The following is a 20,053-nucleotide window of genomic DNA, read 5'->3' as shown; positions in this document are numbered from 1 at the left end:
CAACCTTTTTTTGCCGCTCTGTCCCCGCGATGACCTATCTCGCCAATCTGCGAAAAAACTACGAACGTGCCGAACTCAGTGAAGACGCGTCCTGTGCCGACCCGCTCAAGCAATTTGAACAATGGCTCAATGAAGCGATTGCCGCACGGTTGCCGGAACCGAACGCCATGACTCTGGCAACTGTAGATCGTACGCAGCGGCCGTCGACCCGTGTGGTGCTGATCAAGGGCTATGATGAACGCGGCCTGACCTGGTTCACCAACTATGACAGCCGCAAGGGACGGGAACTGGCCGCCAATCCCTGGGCAGCGCTGCAGTTCCATTGGGTAGAACTGGAACGGGTCGTGCGCATCGAGGGACGCGTCGACAAAATCAGCGACGCCGAAAGCGACAGCTACTTCGCGAGTCGCCCGCTCGATTCGCGTATCGGCGCCTGGGCCAGTCCGCAGAGCGATGTGATTGCCAACCGCGGCGTGCTGGTCGCCAACGCCGCCTTGTACGGTGCGCGCTTCCTGCTGCACCCTCCGCGCCCAGCACACTGGGGCGGCTACCGCCTCCAGCCTGACACCTGGGAGTTCTGGCAGGGCAGAAAAAGTCGTTTGCATGACCGCCTGCGCTACCGACTCGACGGCGACGAGCAATGGCTGCGCGAGCGCCTGGCGCCATGATCTGTCTCAACCCTATTTATTGACCGGCGCCACCTTCTCCCATCCGCCAGCACACTGCCTGACCGCCGGGTAGTAGGCGCCCCGTTCCCGGCAGTAATACCAATATCCGGGTTCAAGCACTTCCCCACTGCCCGGCATTGGCTCTGCGCTGACTTCGCCCTGCTCGACATAGACCACTGCTGGCGGCACCGTAGCCACCGGTGGATAAACCACTGACGGCGGGTAATAGGCAGGCGCCCCCCACGGCCAGCCCCAGACCAGGGGTGCGCCAAAATACACACCGACTCCTGGCCCATAGCCGCGCCATCCGGAACCGTAGTAGCCGCCCCTGGGGCCGTAGTAGTAGCCTCCCCGCGGCCCATACCCCGGATAACCGCCGACGACCACGGCGCCGGAAACCACTGGACGGCCGGCTAGACTGATTGTCGGCTGCATCAGCACCATCAGAAGCAGCGCACCCAACAACGATTTCATGCAACGCTCTCCAAGCTGTTGGCTATCCACAGGGACGATCATGATGTGCATACCTTTCTTCTGCTGGCCAGCTATTGCCCGAGCCACGCCGACACGACATTCCCGGGTGATCATTGAATAACGCAGCAGCAGTGCCTACGCCGACAACCCTCGCCAACTCCGGTCTCTTCCCTCCGACAGGCCGGGGCGACCGTTCCGCCACCACGAGCCGCGCCTGGGACCCGTCGGATACCGGCAAACCCTGCCCGCCTGGGCACCGATCGCGACCGCAGATCACGACGCCCGCTCTGCGGTAGCCGTCACAATTTCCTCGACGATGGCCCGCGCTCCGGTGCACCGCCATTTTACTTCCAGGTCGTAGAGGCGGAAGCCATACTGCCGCAACGCATCATTCGCGTAGGCCGGGCGCGGGTCCTGCGCCAGGACCTCGCACAGCAGCGCCGGGAGGTCGGGCCAACGTGCTTCGTGCCAGCGCAGTTGCGTCATGGCCTGCGCGGTGAAATCCACCACCAGTTGTGGCGGTGGACCATCGACAAAACCCGCGCGCGCCGTCGGTTCACTTTCGACAAACGGAATATACGGCTTGATGTCGAGAACCGGCGTACCGTCAAGCAGGTCGACGCCCCCCAAAGTGAGCACTACACCCGCGCCGGTTTCAATGGACAGCAACTCGACCAGTGACAAACCCAGAGAGTTGGGGCGAAATGGGCTGCGGCTGGCGAAAACGCCAACCCGTTCGTTGCCGCCAAGGCGTGGGGGACGAACCGTCGGTCGCCATTCGCCGACGCACCCGTGGAACACGAAAGTGAGCCAGACATGCGAAAACGCCTCCAGCCCACGCACCGCCTCCACGCGGTCATAAGGTGGCAACAGGCGCAAGCAGCCGCGTGCATGGGGCGCCAGCCGTGGCTGCCGGGGAATGCCGAAGCGATCCCGAAACGGGCTGGCGAGGTAGCCGATCGGCGAAAGACTGAACTCAGTCACCTTCCTGGTCGTTCAACTCCGGAATTCGCGTCGGGAATGCCGGTGAGCCCCAGCGCATGCAGGGCCATCGCCTGCACGACAGTTTCGACCTCACCGATCGCTGACGCCTGTTCAAAACACGCCCGCGGGTAGCGATTCTGCAGTTCGTCCAGCAACGCCGGCACGTCACGCCGCAGATGGCCCCCGCGGGCAATGAACATCGGCAGAACAATGATACGTTCGAAATCATCCGCGAGCAGTGTTTCGGCACAGGTACGCAAATCGGGGGTCATGAATTCCAGGAAAGCGAGTTCGACGCGCACCTCGGGACATCTATCGCGCACGGCAGCACAGACGCGGCGCATCGGTTCTGCCCATTGCGGATCACGTGCGCCGTGGGCAAAGAGGATAAGTGCGGTTTTCGACATCCGACTACTTTACCGCATCGCCAACTGCGATAGCGATCTCGGTGGGTACCGCCTCCCACGGTACACGAAAACCCAGGCCGGGATCACTGCACACCGGCAAGCGCGGCAATTTCCTCGGCATGGTCGACGAGATGGTCGGCACCCCAATTCTCAATAGGATCACCGTCACCAAGATAGCCGTAGCGTACAGCCACGGTCGCCATGCCGACAGCGCGGCCAGCCTGGATGTCACGCGAGTCGTCACCAACGTAGAGGCAACGCGCGGGCTCCTTGCCGATCAGCGCGCAAGCCAGGCGCATGGGTTGGGGTGCGGGCTTGGCGCGCGGCGCGGAGTCACCGCTGACCACACAGGCGGCGCGTTTGGCATAACCCAGTCGGGTCAGCAACGGCAGAGTGAAGCGTTGAGCCTTGTTGGTGATGATCCCCCATGGCGAACCGCGGCCCTCGAAGCTAACAAGGAGTGCGTCGATACCGGGAAAAAGAGTCGTCGCCACACAGATGTCCTGACTGTAATAGTGCAGGAAGCGTTCATAGAATTGCGCATAGAGCGGATCGCCCGGGCGCAGGTTGAGCCCCGCGTTGAGCATGCCACGTACCCCCTGAGAAGTGAAGCGACGCAACTGCCCCGGCGGGACTGGCGCCAGATCAATATCGGCACGCAGGCGGTTCAACGCCGCAGCTAGATCTGGTGCCGTATCGGCAAAGGTCCCATCCAGGTCGAACAATACGGCTTCAAACATTCTTTACGGTGTGCAGCAGGTAATTGACGTCGGTATTGCGACCGAGGGCATATTGTCCGGTAAAGGGATTGTAGGTCATTCCCCGCAAATCGCCCGGATCGAGATCGACATCCCTTGCCCAGCGGAGGAGTTCCGACGGTTTGATGAACCTGGCGTAGTCGTGCGTGCCCCTGGGTAACATCTGCAGAACATATTCGGCACCAATCACCGCCAGCAGGTAAGCCTTCGGATTGCGGTTGATGGTCGAAAAGAAGACGTGCCCTCCAGGCTTGACCAGTGCCGCACAAGCGGCAACCGAACTGGACGGATCGGGTACGTGTTCGAGCATTTCCATGCAGGTAACGACATCGTAACCACAGGCTTCCTGGGCGGCGAGTGCTTCGGCGGCGATCTTGCGGTAGTCAACCGTGCGCCCACTTTCGAGCAGATGCAGACGCGCCACACTGAGCGCTTTGTCGGAGAGATCAATCCCGGTCACCGTCGCTCCCCTGTCGCACATGCCTTCGGAGAGCAGACCGCCGCCACAACCGACGTCAAGCACCCGCTTGCCGGCGAGTTGGCAGAGGCTGTCGATCCAGTCAAGGCGCAATGGGTTGATGTCGTGCAGCGGCTTGAAGTCGCTGCCGGGATCCCACCAGCGATGCGCAAGCTGGCTGAATTTCTCGAGTTCGCTCTGGTCCGCATTGATCATGATGTCTGGGTTATCCGTAAAATGGTCTGGCACATCGGCTGCGCCTACATGCCACACACAAAAAAACCCCGCAGAAGCGGGGTTTTTTTGCACGCGGTACCTTGATTACTTGGTGCCGATGAGTTCGATATCGACACGACGATCGGGTTGCAGGCACTCGATGACCTTCTTGCTCTTCGCGCCCGGGCATTGATCCGGCTTGGTCACCGGGTTCTTCTTGCCCTTGCCTTCGGTATACACGCGGTTGGCTTCGACACCCTTGCTGACCAGATATGCCTTGACCGCAGCCGCACGCTTCTCGGACAGTTTCTGGTTGTAGGCGTCGGAACCAAAGCGGTCGGTGTGACCCACGGCGATGATCACTTCGAGCTTGATTTCCTTCGACTTGGCGACTACTTCGTCAAGCTTCTGCTTGCCGGCCGGACGTAGCGTCGCCTTGTCGAAGTCGAACAGCGCATCGGCAGCCACCGTGATCTTGTCAGCCGAAGGCTTGGCACTCGGTCCGGCAGCAGGCGCTGCCTTGGCGATCACCGCCGGCTCGCAAACCTCCTTCGGCAGCAGGTCCTTGTCGCACTTGCAACCCGCCGGGTCCTTGGCCGCCGCCGCCGGTGTCCAGAATCCCGTCCGCCAGCAAAGGCCAGCGCCGCTCATCGCGACTTCACCACGTTGGTCGATCACGTACACCCGATCCAGCGGCATCGAGGTCTGTGCCTGAGCCAGCGAGGCGCCGAAGCCGAGAGTAGCGGCGAGCACGGCCATTATGGAGTTTCTTGCAGTTCTGTTCATCTGGGTTTCCCTCGTTAGTTGAAGCCTGCGGAACTGCTCCGCATGGCCTGTTATGCCTCGTTGTTGACTGAACTCATCACGGACGAATTTTATTTTGCCACAAGAGGGCCAGTTTTATCAATCCGGTTGCGTTGTTTTCAACCAGTTGCCGGTTTTCAACGCGTATCCGCCCGCCCACCCAGACATCAGAAACATGCTCACGGCCTACCGAGTAGGTCAGGTGTGAAACGGGATCATAGCAGGGCGCGAGGGCGATGTCGTTGAGGTCGATGGCACACAGATCGGCGCACTTGCCAGGCACAATCGAACCGATATGCGCATCGAGACCGAGTGCCCGCGCGCCACCCAGCGTCGCCATCTGCAGCACCCGGTGGGCGTTGATGGCATCGGCGCGTCCGCCGTTCTCCTTGGCGAGAAGAGCGGCCAACCGCATTTCCTGAAGAAGATCGAGGCGATTGTTGCTGGCCGCGCCGTCAGTGCCCAGCCCGATGTTGACGCCTCTTGCCGACAATGCCGTGATCGGCGCGATACCGCTGGCAAGCTTGAGATTCGAGCTGGGGCAATGGGCAACGGAACAGCCATGCTGGGCCAGCAATTCAATTTCATGGGCATCGAGGTGGACCGCGTGCACCGCGATCAGTGCCGGGCTGAGCAGACCCAAGCGACGGATACGCTCCATCGGACGCATACCGAAGCGCTGCAGGCTGTCATCGATTTCCTGGACAGTCTCATGCAGGTGGAGATGGATCGGCAACTCGAGCTGTTCGGCCAAGGTCAGCACCCTGGCAAAACTTCGCTCGCCGACCGTGTACGGCGCATGCGGTGCCAGACAGAACGACAGCAGCGACTGATCCAGAAACTGATCACGGACCGCCAGGCCCTTGGCCAGGTAGTCCTCCGCATCGGCCGCATAGTTGCTCGGGAAGTCTACCGTGATCAACCCAATCGCCGCACGCATTCCAGAAGCAAGAGCCGCTTCGGCCGCGGCCTGGGGAAAGAAATACATGTCGTTGAAACAGGTGATACCGCCACGCAACATCTCTGCACAGGCCAGCAAGGTGCCGTCATGGACGAACTGTGGCGAGACATGCTGCGCCTCGGTGGGCCAGACGTGCCTCTGCAGCCACTCCATCAGTGGCAGGTCGTCTGCCAGACCGCGCAACAAGGTCATCGCGGCGTGGGTGTGCAAGTTGACCAAGCCTGGAATCAGTACGTGCTGGTCGAGCCGCTTGCGGTTGCGCGGCAAAAAACGGCCGGCAACCTCACTCTGTGGGAGGAGATCAATGATGCGGCCACCATCTACCGCAACGGCGTGGCTCTCGAGAACCACATCCGGCGGATCGACGGGCACGATCCAGCGTGCCTCGATCAGCAGATCGACAGGGCGCACGCTCTCAGTCATTGGGAAAATCTCTCGCCAGACCTAAAAAAAACCCCGCAGAAGCGGGGTTTTCTTGCACGCGGTACCTTGATTACTTGGTGCCGATGAGTTCGATATCGACACGACGATCGGGTTGCAGGCACTCGATGACCTTCTTGCTCTTCGCGCCCGGGCATTGATCCGGCTTGGTCACCGGGTTCTTCTTGCCCTTGCCTTCGGTATACACGCGGTTGGCTTCGACACCCTTGCTGACCAGATATGCCTTGACCGCAGCCGCACGCTTCTCGGACAGTTTCTGGTTGTAGGCGTCGGAACCAAAGCGGTCGGTGTGACCCACGGCGATGATCACTTCGAGCTTGATTTCCTTCGACTTGGCGACTACTTCGTCAAGCTTCTGCTTGCCGGCCGGACGTAGCGTCGCCTTGTCGAAGTCGAACAGCGCGTCGGCAGCCACCGTGATCTTGTCAGCCGAAGGCTTGGCACTCGGTCCGGCAGCAGGCGCTGCCTTGGCGATCACCGCCGGCTCGCAAACCTCCTTCGGCAGCAGGTCCTTGTCGCACTTGCAACCCGCCGGGTCCTTGGCCGCCGCCGCCGGTGTCCAGAATCCCGTCCGCCAGCAGAGGCCAGCGCCGCTCATCGCGACTTCACCACGTTGGTCGATCACGTAAACGCGATCAAGAGCGGTCTGGGCTTGTGCAGCACCAGCCGCGGCAAAGAGGCCGATAGAGGCCAGCAGGGTAGTAATGATTTTCGATTTCAAGATGTTCCTCCTCGATTAATCTCTGTTAGGTCCGAATGCGTGAAACGCGATGCGATTTTTGCGCAGTCAGGAGATTTAAGCATACAAACTTGATTTGCTTCAAGCATTGGCCTGGCATTGTGTTGCATTTTCACAACGAATCACGATCGATGGCGTGAGCGCTACGCTGTCATCTCCTGTCCCGCACTGCCCGCATTTCAACCAGGCTGCACCGAGCAATGGGCACGTTCCCAAGTGGAGCATGCGACAATCGCGATCGCCAGTGGCGCTTATTGCTGCTGCGGACGAGACGAGACCGAGGAGAAAAAAATGCCATCAATGAGCCTGGAGGCCATCGTGTCGATGCTGGAAGATGCGCAGCAAGTGGTCGTCTTCTCGGGTGCCGGGCTTTCCGCCGACAGTGGCATTCCGACCTTCCGCGACGGCGCAACCGGTCTCTGGAACAACGTCGATCCGGACGAAGTGGCGAGCATTGACGGATTCCTGCGCAATCCACGCCGGGTCTGGAACTGGCTGCTGCAACTGAAGAACCTGGTCGATGACCGACGGCCGAACGCTGGCCACCAAGCCATCGCTCGCCTTGAAGCCATCTGCGCCGCGAAACAGGTCACCGTCATTACCCAGAACATCGACGGCTACCACGCGCGCGCGGGCAATGAACACGTACTCGAGGTCCACGGCACGATTCATCGCGTTCGGTGTCATCGGCGTTGCGGCTTCGCGGACAGCTGGGACCATCGCGCGGAAGAACCGTATCCCTGCCCGGCTTGCGGCGCGCCGGTACGGCCGGACCTGGTGATGTTCGGCGAAGCGCTCGAAGAAGAGGTTTTTGCTGCTGCCGAAGCGCGTAGCGTCAGCGCCGATATATTCTTCTGTGTCGGCACCTCACTCACCGTGCAACCTGCGGTTCGCCTGCCAATGTGGGCGAAAAGTGCCGGCGCCGTGCTGGTGGAAGTCAATCCTCACCCCACACCTCTGTCGCCAACCGCCGATTATTCGATTCGCAGCGGAGCTTCGCAGTTCTTTGCCGCGCTCTGCGGAGAAGTTGAATCACGCCCGCTGCAGACGGGAAAACGGGATGATCAGTGCCGCTGATCGGCGCCACCGATCAGCTATAATGCGTCGTTTAGCTGCCTCGCCTGGAACCGGCGTACGCAGACCACTCCATTCCTGCAGTCGAGTCGCGAGCCGTATTCCTTGTCCTTTCCGCTTCCCCGATCGCCGTTGCCCAAAATCGGCGAAAGGCTTCAGTTCCCCTCGTTTGCGGGCTCGGCCGACGCGCTCCTGATCGCACATGCCGCGTCGGAAGCCCGCGATGACGCCAGGCCGCGCATGCTCGCCGTGCTCACCGCCCATGCCGGCGACGCTCATCGCTTGCTGCAGGAAATTCCCTGGTTCGCCGCTAATCTGCGGGTACGCCTGCTCCCGGACTGGGAAACGCTACCCTATGACAGTTTTTCGCCGCACCATGATCTGGTTTCAGAGCGCCTGGCAACGCTCTATACGGTCATGCGCGGCGAGTGCGATGTGCTGCTGGTCCCTGCCGGCACGGCGGCTTATCGGCTTTCGCCGCCGACCCACCTGGCGGCCTATACCTTCTTTCTGAAGCAAGGCGAAAAGCTCGATGCCGGGCAGTTTCGGGCCCAGATGACACTGGCCGGCTATGCGCATGTGACCCAGGTCGTCGCACCTGGCGAGTACTCGGTTCGCGGTGGTCTCGTCGATCTCTTCCCTATGGGCTCGCCACTCCCCTACCGCCTCGATCTCTTCGACAATGAGATTGAAAGTATCAAGACCTTCGACGTTGACAGTCAGCGCACGCTCTACCCGGTGCCTGAGGTTCGCCTGCTGCCAGCACGCGAATTCCCGATCGACGAACAGGGCCGCACACGCTTTCGGCAACGCTTCCGCGAACTATTCGAGGGTGACCCCGGCCGCTCGGGAATCTACAAGGACGTATCGAACGGCATTCCTTCCGCCGGCATCGAGTACTGGCTGCCTCTCTTCTTCGAGGAAACCGCCACCCTTTTCGACTACCTGCCGAAAACTGCCGTGCTTTGCTTACACGGCAACGTGCCCGAAGCAATTCGTGCGTTCTGGAACGAGGCGCAGTCCCGCTACACCATGCTCTCAGGCGACCGCAACCGGCCGCTGCTGCCGCCAGGAGAGCTTTTTCTGGCCGAAGAACCCTTTTTCGTGGCCGCCAAGGCCTACGCCCGCCAGACCCTGACGGCCGGCGACGACGGTCCCGTGCACAGCTTGCCGCCGCTGGCCATCGATCGCCGCGCGGAAAACCCGCTGTCCCGCCTGAAGGAGTTTATCGGCGGATTCGATGGGCGCGTGCTGCTGCTTGCCGAAACACCCGGCCGTCGCGAGACCCTGTCGGGACTGTTTTCGGAATACGGACTGGCCCCACAAGCCAGCGCGAGCTTCGCGGAATTCATCGCCGCCGACTGCAGACTGTCGCTGGCCATTGCTCCGCTTCACGATGGCTTCCTGCTCAATCAACTGGCGGTCATCACCGAAGCAGAACTCTACGCCGACAGTCCGTCACGGCGCGCGCGCCACCTGGCGCAGCGCAAGACTTCGGTGGACAACTGGCTGCGTGACCTCGCAGAACTGAAGGTCGGGTCGCCAGTGGTGCATGAACAACATGGCATCGGACGCTATCAGGGCCTGCTCCACCTTGACCTGGGCGAAGGCGAGATGGAGTTCCTCGAACTGCATTACGCCGGCGACGCCAAGCTCTATGTACCGGTATCGCAGTTGCATGTCATCTCGCGCTACTCGGGTGCCGATCCCGACACCGCCCCCTTGCACACCCTCGGTTCGCAGCAGTGGGAGAAGGCCAAGCGCCGTGCCGCGCTGCAGGCACGCGACACGGCCGCGGAACTGCTCGCCCTCTACGCCCTGCGGGCAGCACGGCAGGGCCACGCCTGCGAGTTCAAGGCACATGACTACGACGCCTTCGCCGACGGTTTCGGTTTTGAAGAGACACAGGATCAGGCAACCGCGATCACCGCAGTCATCGAAGACATGAAATCGGGCCGACCGATGGACCGTCTGGTCTGCGGTGATGTCGGCTTCGGCAAGACCGAAGTCGCCCTGCGCGCCGCCTTCTGCGCGGTGGCTGGCGGCAGGCAGGTGGCGGTCCTGTGCCCGACCACCCTGCTCTGTGAACAGCACTTCCAGACTTTCAGCGACCGCTTCGCCGACTGGCCGGTCAGAATCGCCGAACTGTCGCGTTTCAAGACCGCCCGGGAAGTCAGCCAGGCACTGCAGGAACTGTCCGACGGCAGACTGGACATCGTCATCGGGACGCACAAGCTCTTGCAGAGCGATGTGCACTTCTGCCGTCTCGGCCTGGTGATCATCGACGAGGAGCATCGTTTTGGCGTCCGCCAGAAGGAAGCACTCAAGGCGCTGCGCGCCGAGGTCGACGTGCTGACGCTGACCGCAACGCCGATTCCGCGCACCCTCGCCATGTCGCTCGAAGGCATGCGCGACTTCTCGGTGATCGCCACCGCCCCGCAGAAGCGGCTGGCGATCAAGACGTTTGTCAGCCGCTTCTCAGACGGCATCATTCGGGAAGCGCTGTTGCGCGAGTTCAAACGCGGTGGCCAGGTCTACTTCCTGCATAACGAAGTGGACACCATCGACAACATGCGCGACAAGCTCGGCAAACTGCTGCCCGAAGCACGCATCGTCGTCGGCCACGGCCAGATGAAGGAGCGCGACCTGGAGCGCGTGATGCGCGACTTCACGCAACAACGCGTCAACCTGCTGTTATGCACGACGATCATCGAAACCGGCATCGACAACCCGCACGCCAACACCATCGTCATCAATCGTGCAGAGAAATTCGGTCTGGCGCAGTTGCATCAGCTCCGCGGCCGGGTCGGGCGCTCGCACCACCAGGCCTACGCCTACCTGCTGACACACGACGATGCTGCGCTCAACAAACAGGCCAGGCAGCGCCTGGAGGCCATCCAGATGATGGACGAACTCGGTGCCGGTTTCTACCTCGCCATGCATGACCTCGAAATCCGTGGTGCCGGCGAAGTGCTGGGCGCCAACCAGTCCGGTGAAATGCAGGAAGTCGGCTTCAACCTCTTCACCGAGATGCTCAATCGTGCCGTCGCGGCGCTCAAACAAGGCAAGGAGCCAGACCTCACGCAGCCACTGGCCATCGCCACCGAGATCAAGCTGCACACACCCGCCTTGCTCCCCGACGACTATGCACCGGACGTCCATGAACGGCTGACGCTCTACAAACGCCTGGCCGACTGCCAAGGCACCGAAGCCCTGGACAAGCTGCAGGAAGAATTGGTCGATCGCTTCGGCGAGTTACCGCAGCAGGCCCGGGCACTGCTTGACAGCCACCGCCTGCGGCTGCTCTGCAAGCCGCTGGGAATCAGCAAGCTCGACGCCGCGGTGGAGCAGGTCGTCGTGCAGTTCGAGCCTGATCCGCCGATCGACGCCATGCGCATCATCAACCTGATTCAGAAAGACCGCAACTACCGGCTGGCAGGACAGGACAAGCTGATCCTCAGACGCCACTGCGCAACGCTCGCCGAACGCGTTGCTGCGGTAAAGGATATTATTCATCAACTGTGCAAATGAACCTGCGGACGCCATGACTACCCACGACATCGACAACATCAACGTTAGCGCCTTCGACCCCATGCCTTCGCCGGAGGAAATCCATGCCCGTTTACCGCTTACGGCAAGTGCCGCCAGCCTGGTGATGCACGGCCGCGAAGTCTTGCGCAACATTCTCGACCGCCGCGACCCGCGGCTGTTTGTCGTCGTCGGTCCGTGCTCGATCCATGATCCGGTGGCCGGGCTCGACTATGCGCAGCGTCTCAAGGCGCTTGCCGACGCGGTCGGCGAGACGCTCTATCTGGTGATGCGCGTGTATTTCGAAAAGCCGCGCACGACGACCGGTTGGAAAGGCTATATCAATGACCCGGATATGGACGATTCCTTCCGTGTCGATCAGGGCATGCACAAGGCACGCGAGTTTCTGTTGCAACTCGCAGAACTCGGCATGCCCACTGGCACCGAAGCACTCGACCCGATCGCCCCGCAATACCTCGGCGATTTGATGTCCTGGACGGCAATCGGCGCCCGCACAACCGAGTCGCAGACCCACCGCGAGATCTCTTCTGGACTATCCACGCCGGTCGGCTTCAAGAACGGCACCAACGGCGATGTCGGTATCGCCGTCAACGCCATCCTCTCGGCCTCGCGCCCACACAGCTTCCTGGGAATCAACGGCCAGGGCCGCACGTCGATCGTGCGCACGCGCGGCAACCGCTACGGCCACCTCGTCCTGCGTGGCGGCGACGGCCGACCAAACTATGACACGGTCAGCGTGCAGATGGCCGAACAGGCGCTGCGTAAAGCGGGTTTGCCGAGCAACATCGTCGTCGACTGCTCGCATGCCAACAGTTACAAGAAACATGACCTGCAACCGCTGGTCATGGCCGACGCGGTCAATCAGGTCCGCCTCGGGAACAAATCGCTGGTCGGAATGATGATTGAGTCAAATATCGTCGCCGGCAACCAGGCGATTCCGGACGACCTCTCACAGCTCAAGTATGGCTGTTCGGTGACTGATGCCTGTGTCGACTGGGAAACCACCGAAAAAATGATCCGCGACGCCGCCGCCCTGCTACGGACGGTCCTGCCCGGACGCATCGGCTGACACTGAACCTGCCTGCGGACCGGTCTTCGCCCGGTCCGCAGGAACGCTTGCGCCTAGGCGCTTAGCGCGGAGAAGCCGCGTACTTCAATCCGGCCTGGCTCTTGGAGACCTGAGCCTGCTCGAAGGCCTCGACCGCTTTCTTGACCGAGACAAAGAAATCGTTCCTGCCGATTTCGTCCGAGAGCCCGACCTTGGCGAGTTCTTCAAGGAATGGCCGCGGGGCATCGGCAATCTTGACGTCAATACCCTCCTCGGCGAGTTCACGATGCAACTCAGCAAAGCGCTGCGCGGCGGTGACATCCATGTCGTGAATCGCCTGTGCATCGATCACCAGCCACCTGATCGGTGAATCAGCCTCGTCCACCAGCGTCCGGATGCGCGTCACGACGTGCCGTGCGTTGGCGAAGTTCAGCGGCGCGTAGAGCCGGTAGATCAACAGGCCGGGGACGCTTTCCGCGGCTTCGTCATCGCGACAGTCGTGGAACCGCCCATCGCTGACCCGTCGGCGAAGTACCGCATCGCCAGGGCGTGAGACTTCCACAAGAATCGAGATCAGAGACAGCAGCAGGCCGAGGATGATCCCCGGCACGACCCCGGCGATCAGGATGGCCATGGTCACGCCCATGGCGATGCCGAACTCGACACGATCGACCTTGTACAGCCCGCCCAGCGACGCCACTTCCAGCATTCCGATCGCGGTCACGATAAGGATCGCGCCCAGCGCCACTTTCGGCAGCAAGGCGATCAACCCGGTTAGAAAAAACAGGAACAGCAGCAAGCCCAGCGCCACCACCAGTTGCGCCACCTGTGACTTGCCGCCCGCCGAATCGACGATCGAAGTACGCGACTGACTGGCGGAAACCGGAAATCCCTGCCAGACGCCGGCAAGGATGTTCGCCGAGCCAAGAGCTACCAGTTCCCGATTCGGGCGGACCTCGTAACCATTTTTTTCGGCAAAGGTCTGGGCCAGAAGAATACCGTCCGAAAAGGCGAGAAAGGCAATCGCCACCGCTGCCGGCGCGAGCGCTGAAATGTCGGCCCAGTGCACTTTCGGGATCGTCAGGTGCGGCACACCCGAGGGCACCTGACCCACCAGTGCCACGCCGTAGCTGCCCAGGTCGAGCGCGAAACTTGCAGCAATCGCTACCGCACACACCGCCAGCGCGCCCGGCACCCGTGGCATCCAGCGCGCCAGTCCGACCAGCAGGCCAACCAGCAGGACACCGAAGACAAAGGTCGGCAGGTGCGTCTCGGGCAACCTCTCGATCACGACGTAGACCAGTTCGAAGAATTCCTCGCCCTCGGTCTTGATGCGAAACATCTTGCCAAGTTGGGTGGCAATCAGCACCAGAGAAGCCCCGTTCAGATAGCCGATCAACACCGGTCGCGACAGCAGATCGGCGATGATGCCCAGTTTCAGGCGGGCAGCAAGCAGCAGCACACCGCCCGAAAGGATGCTCAGCACCGCCGCCAGTACGACGATGCGCGCCGGATCTCCCAGCGCGAGAGGCAGAATCGCCGAACCCGCCAGCAGGCCGATGGCCGCGTCCGGCCCGGCGATGACGTGCCGCGAACTGGAGAACAGCGCGTAGCCGACGGCCGCGGCCAGCGCAGCGTAGAGTCCGGTAATCGGTGGCAAGTGAACCAGTTCAGCGTAGGCAATCACCGACGGAATCGACACGATACACGCTGAAAGCCCTGCGATCGCATCCTTGCTCAGCCAGGCCAGGCGATACTCTTTCAGCGTGCTGATCAACGGCAAACCGGACTGCAGGTACTTGAGCAATACGGCAGTTTTCATGTGAGTGGCTCCAGGCACAAAGACATAGATCGGCAATATACCTTGATCTACCGGAAATCCAGCAACAGATAACCCCTTTGGCAAAACTCGCGGGATTCAGACAGCCTCATGCCACCACAATTCTTGGGCCTGAGCGACGATGACGCGTTTACCCTGATCCGGCGCGTGCGCTGGAGCGATGCGGACGAAGTGGTTTGCCCGCACTGCGGCAAAGCGCACCGGCAGACTTCCGCCCAACCCGCACGATTTGGCATTCTGCAGGCTGGGCGGAAGCTTTCCTGTCCACGTCCGGAACGATTTTCGTTTTCCACAAGTTGCTGCTGTGCCTGTACCCGGCGGCGGTCATCCTGTTGGCCAACACCGTGCAGGGCAAGATACACGTGGATGGCGCGTATGTCGGCGGGAAGGTGCAATCGGAGGACAAACGCATTCTGGCCCAGCCGAAAGTCGGCCGCAGGGGGAAACTGCTCCTTTATTGCTGCTACTATTGCGTTTCTTCATAGACTTTGGACTAACCAGCCATGCGCCACGGTTGGAATTCAATTCATCGTACCGCCGGATACGTAATCCGTACCTCCGGAGGTGTCGGAGTGAAGAGCCGCGAGGCTTCTTCCTATCCCGATTAGCCACCAGCGAGGTTGATCGCATGTGCGCCCTGCGTTTCCTGCTGCTCTGCGGTTCATGGCTGTTGCTCGTTGCCTGTACCGGACTCCCGGAAGGGATCACTCCGGTCAGCCACTTTCAACTCGATCGCTACCTCGGCAAGTGGTATGAGATAGCCCGTCTCGACCATTCCTTCGAACGTGGCCTCAGCGACGTCTCAGCGCAGTATCACCTGCAGCCCGATGGCAGCGTCAAAGTGATCAATCGCGGTTACAGCGCCGAAAAGGACACCTGGAAGGAAGCTATCGGCAAGGCGTTCCTGATCGGCGAGGCGACGCAGGGCTCCTTGAAGGTTTCGTTCTTCGGGCCCTTCTACGGCGGCTACCACATCGCGGCGCTCGACGAGCATTACTACCGCTGGTCACTGGTCGTCGGTCCCAGCCGAGATTATTTGTGGATACTCTCCCGCGAGCGCAGCCTGCCGACAGGGGTCCGCGAGCAACTGCTGACCAAGGCCAGTGAACTTGGGTTCGACACCAGCCGACTGATCTGGGTAGTCCAGGATCGACCGGAATAGAGTCGCGAAATCCGACCAAAGGAGTATTTTGCATGACAGGTACGTACCACCCTGGAATCGATACCCGCACACACGAGCCGATGACCGCGCAGTGCGGCGGCGGGAGCCTCCGGCCATGAGTGGCTTCGAAAACTACGGCCGGGAGATGGCCGAACTCGATCGGGAAATCGTTCATTACGCTGCCATTTGCGGTGTCGATCTCTCCGATCAGGCGGCGGTGAAAACCTGCATCGAGGACCCGCACGCGACCTGGGCAGCAGACAAAGCACGGCAATCGCTGCGCGGCCTGCTGATGTTGCGCCTCAAGCTGGAAACCGAGATGCTGGAGCAGGGCCTGTCGCCGGGCAGCCTTGGGAGCAAGTAACCCGCCGATGGCAAACGGGCGCCCGACGACTGCGTTCCTGCCGCCACGGCAGCAAACAACCGGCGATGGTCGTCGCAGTTCGCCCGCAGGTTGTCCGAAGACTGTTGAAACACCAGTCACGAACGCCTTCGGCCGTGCCTTGTCGAATCCCAATCTACTACCAGGAGTGAACCATCATGTCATGCAAAACCCGCCTTCTCGCAGGCCTTGGCTTTTCCGTCGGACTCCTCGTCGCGGGTTGCAGCACCACCGAGGAAAAACCGATAGTGGTAGCGGCAGCGCCTGTTCCAGCACTGGTCGCCCTGCCCTACGACCAGGCAGTGCGCAAGGCCGCACAGGACCTGCTGGCCAATGCCAACCTGGCCAAGGACCAACGCTACACCATGATCGTCGATCCCCTGGTGGACGGCAACAGCGGCATGCAGACCGAAGCGACTGCAGCGATGGAACAATCCGTAGTGCAACTGGTGAAAGCGGACTATCAGCAGGTAGATGTCAAACGTTTCAGCAGTGAAAGTGTCTCGGCGCTTCCGTTGCTGATGGTCGGTACCTTCACGCCAATCAACCTGCAGGGAAAGGCTGACGGCGAACGGGATGCCTACCGTATCTGTTTCGCCCTCGCCGACCTGAAAACCGGCAAGATCATCAGTAAGGGTCTGGCGCGCTCGCTTCCCGACGGGTTCGACCCGACACCCCTCGCATTTTTCCGGGAAATGCCCGTGTGGTCGAAGGACGCGGCGGTTGACGGCTATGTCAAGACCTGCCAGGGAACCAAAGCGGGTGACCCGATCAATCCCGCCTATATTGACTCCGTGCTGGCCGCGTCGACGATCAGCGAAGCGCTGGCAGCGTACCAGGCCAAACGCTACAAGGACTCGCTCGCACTCTACGAAGCGGTGCTGAAGAATCCCGCTGGCAACCAGGCGCGCGTGTATATCGGCATTTACCTCAACAATCAGAAACTGGGGCGCAAGCAGGCGGCCATGCAGGCTTTTGGGCGTCTTGTGGAAATGGGACTGGCAACCGACCGACTGGCCGTCCAGTTCAACTTCAAGCCTGGGGCGACCGCGTTCACCCAGGATCAGCAGCCCTATGCCCAGTGGATGACGGAGATTGCCAAGCAATCGCAGCGTCAGACGGCATGCATCGAAGTCGCAGGACACACGCGGCGAGGAACCTCCGAACAGATGGATGAACGCCTTTCCCTGCAACGCGCCGAGTTCGTCAGGCAAAAGATCGGCTCGGTCAATCCCGGCTTTGCCAAGCGCTCCGTGGCCAAGGGTTATGGTTCGCAACGCGCTGTCGTAGGTACCGGCAAGGGCAACGATTCCGATGCCCTGGACCAGCGCATCGAGTTCAAGAAGGTTTCCTGCTGATTCTCCGCGCATTCTCCATGCCTCGGGAATCCTGGCGCCCGCCGAGGACGCTGCTCGTACTATTCCTCTGCTCGCTGCTGAGCGGCCTGCTGCTTGCCGGTGGGAGCGGCGCGCAGGAAGCAACTCCCAGCCTGCGCCTGGAAACCGGTGCGCATGTCGCACCAATCCGCGCGACGAGCATGGACCGCGATGGCCGCTATGTGGTCACGGCGTCGGAAGACAAGACCGCGCGCGTCTGGGATGCCGGCAGCGGTGCGCTGCTGGCAGTGTTCAGGCCGCCTTCCGCAGCCGGCAACGATGGCAAACTCTATGCCGTGGCGATGACCCCGGACGGGTCGACCTTTGCCGCGGCGGGCTGGTCGTCGAACAATGACATCTATCTGGTGCGACGCAATGATGGCCAGATCATTCACCGCATTTCCGGGCTCCCGGACGTGCTCACCCATCTGTCGTTTTCTCCAGACGGCACAATGCTCGTCGCCGGGCTATGGGGAAAACAGGGAGTACGACTGTTTCTTGGCGCCGACGGCTGGAGCAGCGCACGCGAGATGCAGGGCGATGCCGATTTCAGCGACGAGGTCAACGCCACGGCCTGGTCACCGGACGGCAAGTCCCTGATCGTCAGCAGCGCCGACGGTTTCCTGCGCGCCTACGAAGTCACCAGCAAAGGCCTCAAGTTACTGTCACGGGACACCCTGGTCGGCACCGGGATACCTTTCGGGCTGGCCTTTTCACCCGACGGGCAGAGTTTGGCGGTGGGTACCGCCGACCAGGGCAACGTCGCCCTGCTCGACGCCAGAACACTGAAACAGAAGAAGCAGCTCTCGCCGGCCCAGGCCGGACTGTCACGAAGTCTCAGTGTCGTCGCCTGGTCGGCCGACGGCAAACGGATCTACGCGGCGGGAACATGGACCACGGTCAAGGGCCAGTTTGCCCTGTGCGTCTGGCCTGACGCTGGCATGGGCACGCCGGCTTCGGTGATCCCCCTGACCAGCAACACGATTACCGCGTTGCACGCCACGCGCGACGGTCGCCTGCTGTATGCTTCCGCCGATCCCGCGTGGGGAATCCTTGCCGCCGACGGACAACCACTGCTCGGTATCGGCAACAACCTGCTGGACTTCCGCAATCTGCGCAGCCGCTTCCGGCTCGCGGGCGACGCCAGCGGCGTGGCTTTCCGTGAAGCACGCCCCGCTGGCGCCGGCGAAGCGTTCGATATCCGGCAATTGGCCTGGGCAAAGCCCGGCAAGGAGTGGCAAGCACCGAGAACGATGTCCGGCAGGACCAACATCGACAACTGGTTCGAGCGGCAACGGCCGTTGATCAACGGCAAGGCACTCACTCTCGATGCCGGAGAGTGGTCACTCTCGGCCAGCGTCTCGCGCGACGGCGAACACGTTGCCGTGGCGACGAACCACAAGCTGCATCTCTATGACCGCAATGGTCGCGAGTTGTGGCGCACTGCTGCGCCCGCCACGCCGTGGCAGATCAACATCAGTGACGACGGGCGATGGATCGTCGCCGCCTTCAGCGATGGCACGCTGCGCTGGTACCGACAACCGGATGGGAGCGAGCAACTCGCACTCTTCCCGCACGCTGACGGACGCCGCTGGGTAATGTGGACCACCAGCGGCCACTTCGCTGCCAGCCCGGGGGGAGAAGGGCTGGTCGGCTGGCAGGTCGAGCGTGGACCAGCACAGGCTGCGGACTTCTTTCCGGTATCGCGCTTTCGCGCCGAATATTACCGGCCGGAACTGATCGCCGAGGTCATTGGCAAAGGCATTGGCAAGGCCACGCCCACAGCACTCGCCGACAGTGGCGTGCATCCGACCGGCGGTAAGGCGATTCTCGAACGACTGCCGCCGACGGTTCGGATCGTCTCTCCAGATGCCCAGAGCATCACCCGGGACAACGAGGTCAAGCTGCAGGTTGCCGTCCGCGCACCGGAAGACGCCCCGGCAACGCAACTGCGCGCGCGCGTCAATGGGCAACTGGTCACGCTGCCAGCGCTTTCTGCGCTCAGGAACATGCGCACCAAGAACAAGGGCGAAAGCATTTTCGAGGTACCGCTTTCCCTGCCGATGCTGGACGCGCAGATCCTGTTGTTCGCCGAAAACAAGCATGGCGTATCTTCGGAAGCCGCATTGACCGTCAAGAGACCGCCAACCGAACTGCCCAGGGAACAGGACCAGGCCACGCTGAGCACGCCCGCCGGTCAGTCGGGCCCCGCCGGCGTGGACCTCCGACCGAACCTCTACGTGCTCGCCATCGGCGTCAGCAAATACCAGGATCCATCGATCCAGCTCGAGTTCGCCGCCAAGGACTCAACCGATCTGTCGAATTTTCTCAAGACACAGGAGGGCGGACTGTACCGCAAGGTTTCCGTCCGCCTGCTTACTGACAGCGGCGCAAAGCGCGACGATGTCCTCGATGGACTGGAATGGATACGCCGCGAACTGACAGCAAGAGACGTGGCCATGGTGTTCATCGCCGGACACGGCGTCAATGATTCCGACAGCACGTATTACTTCCTGCCGCAGGACGTCAACATCAAATCACTGAAGCGCACCGGTGTGATCTTCACGGAGATTCGCAACACGCTCGTTTCCTTGCCCGGCAAGGCGATGTTCTTCATCGATACCTGCCATGCCGGCAACGTGCTGGGAACCGGTACGCGCTCCTTGCGCATGGATACCACCGCAGTGGTCAACGAACTGTCGAGCGCCGACAT

Annotated in this window: 18 protein-coding genes; 9 read left to right on the top strand and 9 right to left on the bottom strand. The window is 61.5% G+C overall.

What is annotated here, in order from left to right; translation table 11 throughout:
- Positions 1-29 precede the first annotated feature (29 nt).
- Positions 30-668: a pyridoxamine 5'-phosphate oxidase gene (pdxH, locus tag AC15MQ_RS17765; RefSeq protein WP_483080850.1), complete on the top strand. Its 639-nt coding sequence runs from the start codon at positions 30-32 to the stop codon at positions 666-668.
- Between the two features lie 12 nt (positions 669-680).
- On the opposite strand, the gene AC15MQ_RS17760 is transcribed toward pdxH, so the two are convergent.
- From AC15MQ_RS17760 to ompA, 8 genes are all read right to left on the bottom strand, one after another.
- On the bottom strand, positions 681-1,142 hold the full coding sequence (locus tag AC15MQ_RS17760) for a hypothetical protein (RefSeq protein WP_483080849.1): 462 nt from the start codon (positions 1,140-1,142) through the stop codon (positions 681-683).
- A 273-nt stretch (positions 1,143-1,415) separates the two neighbouring features.
- Positions 1,416-2,126, bottom strand: coding sequence for a tRNA (N6-threonylcarbamoyladenosine(37)-N6)-methyltransferase TrmO (gene tsaA, locus AC15MQ_RS17755; protein ID WP_483080848.1), 711 nt, complete (start codon positions 2,124-2,126; stop codon positions 1,416-1,418).
- Positions 2,123-2,533: a sirohydrochlorin chelatase gene (locus AC15MQ_RS17750; protein WP_483080847.1), complete on the bottom strand. Its 411-nt coding sequence runs from the start codon at positions 2,531-2,533 to the stop codon at positions 2,123-2,125. The genes tsaA and AC15MQ_RS17750 overlap by 4 nt, the downstream gene beginning before the upstream one ends.
- 83 nt (positions 2,534-2,616) lie before the next feature.
- On the bottom strand, positions 2,617-3,273 hold the full coding sequence (locus AC15MQ_RS17745; protein WP_483080846.1) for an HAD-IA family hydrolase: 657 nt from the start codon (positions 3,271-3,273) through the stop codon (positions 2,617-2,619).
- Positions 3,266-3,964, bottom strand: a complete 699-nt coding sequence (ubiG, locus tag AC15MQ_RS17740) for a bifunctional 2-polyprenyl-6-hydroxyphenol methylase/3-demethylubiquinol 3-O-methyltransferase UbiG (RefSeq protein ID WP_483080845.1) — start codon at positions 3,962-3,964, stop codon at positions 3,266-3,268. Before ubiG ends, AC15MQ_RS17745 begins: the two co-directional genes overlap by 8 nt.
- Positions 3,965-4,069: 105 nt before the next feature.
- Positions 4,070-4,750, bottom strand: a complete 681-nt coding sequence (locus AC15MQ_RS17735) for an OmpA family protein (protein WP_483080844.1) — start codon at positions 4,748-4,750, stop codon at positions 4,070-4,072.
- 76 nt (positions 4,751-4,826) lie between these two features.
- The gene (locus tag AC15MQ_RS17730; RefSeq protein WP_483080843.1) at positions 4,827-6,152 is read right to left on the bottom strand and encodes a TRZ/ATZ family hydrolase; all 1,326 of its coding nucleotides are present in this window, start codon (positions 6,150-6,152) and stop codon (positions 4,827-4,829) included.
- A 70-nt stretch (positions 6,153-6,222) separates the two neighbouring features.
- On the bottom strand, positions 6,223-6,891 hold the full coding sequence (gene ompA / locus AC15MQ_RS17725; RefSeq protein ID WP_483080842.1) for an outer membrane protein OmpA: 669 nt from the start codon (positions 6,889-6,891) through the stop codon (positions 6,223-6,225).
- A gap of 309 nt (positions 6,892-7,200) precedes the next feature.
- On the opposite strand from ompA, the gene AC15MQ_RS17720 reads away from it, so the two are divergent.
- The 3 genes from AC15MQ_RS17720 to AC15MQ_RS17710 all read left to right on the top strand — a co-directional run bounded on the left by AC15MQ_RS17720 (position 7,201) and on the right by AC15MQ_RS17710 (position 12,601).
- Positions 7,201-7,986: an SIR2 family NAD-dependent protein deacylase gene (locus AC15MQ_RS17720; protein ID WP_483080841.1), complete on the top strand. Its 786-nt coding sequence runs from the start codon at positions 7,201-7,203 to the stop codon at positions 7,984-7,986.
- Positions 7,987-8,061: 75 nt separating this feature from the next.
- A complete protein-coding gene (gene mfd / locus AC15MQ_RS17715; protein WP_483080930.1) occupies positions 8,062-11,514 on the top strand; it encodes a transcription-repair coupling factor in 3,453 nt (1,150 codons plus the stop codon).
- A 13-nt stretch (positions 11,515-11,527) separates the two neighbouring features.
- Positions 11,528-12,601, top strand: coding sequence for a 3-deoxy-7-phosphoheptulonate synthase (locus AC15MQ_RS17710; protein WP_287669910.1), 1,074 nt, complete (start codon positions 11,528-11,530; stop codon positions 12,599-12,601).
- A 61-nt stretch (positions 12,602-12,662) separates the two neighbouring features.
- Here the strand turns inward: AC15MQ_RS17710 and AC15MQ_RS17705 are convergent, their stop codons facing one another.
- Entirely contained in the window at positions 12,663-14,402 is a 1,740-nt protein-coding gene (locus AC15MQ_RS17705) for a SulP family inorganic anion transporter (RefSeq protein ID WP_483080840.1), read from the bottom strand.
- 194 nt (positions 14,403-14,596) lie between these two features.
- On the opposite strand from AC15MQ_RS17705, the gene AC15MQ_RS17700 reads away from it, so the two are divergent.
- The 5 genes from AC15MQ_RS17700 to AC15MQ_RS17680 all read left to right on the top strand — a co-directional run.
- A complete protein-coding gene (locus AC15MQ_RS17700; protein ID WP_332336627.1) occupies positions 14,597-14,905 on the top strand; it encodes a hypothetical protein in 309 nt (102 codons plus the stop codon).
- A gap of 143 nt (positions 14,906-15,048) precedes the next feature.
- The gene (locus AC15MQ_RS17695) at positions 15,049-15,582 is read left to right on the top strand and encodes a lipocalin family protein (RefSeq protein WP_287654450.1); all 534 of its coding nucleotides are present in this window, start codon (positions 15,049-15,051) and stop codon (positions 15,580-15,582) included.
- A gap of 115 nt (positions 15,583-15,697) precedes the next feature.
- Positions 15,698-15,946, top strand: a complete 249-nt coding sequence (locus AC15MQ_RS17690; RefSeq protein ID WP_287654451.1) for a hypothetical protein — start codon at positions 15,698-15,700, stop codon at positions 15,944-15,946.
- A gap of 176 nt (positions 15,947-16,122) precedes the next feature.
- Positions 16,123-17,322 (top strand): OmpA family protein, encoded by a 1,200-nt coding sequence (locus AC15MQ_RS17685; RefSeq protein WP_483080839.1) that lies wholly within the window; start codon positions 16,123-16,125, stop codon positions 17,320-17,322.
- A gap of 17 nt (positions 17,323-17,339) precedes the next feature.
- Positions 17,340-20,053, top strand: a 2,714-nt coding sequence (locus tag AC15MQ_RS17680) for a caspase family protein (protein ID WP_483080838.1), incomplete at its 3' end; no start/stop codon positions are given.

It is taken from the genome of Candidatus Accumulibacter propinquus (assembly GCF_056856495.1).
The sequence above is the reverse complement of the archived record's forward strand: the minus strand, read 5'-3'. Positions and strand labels throughout refer to the sequence as shown.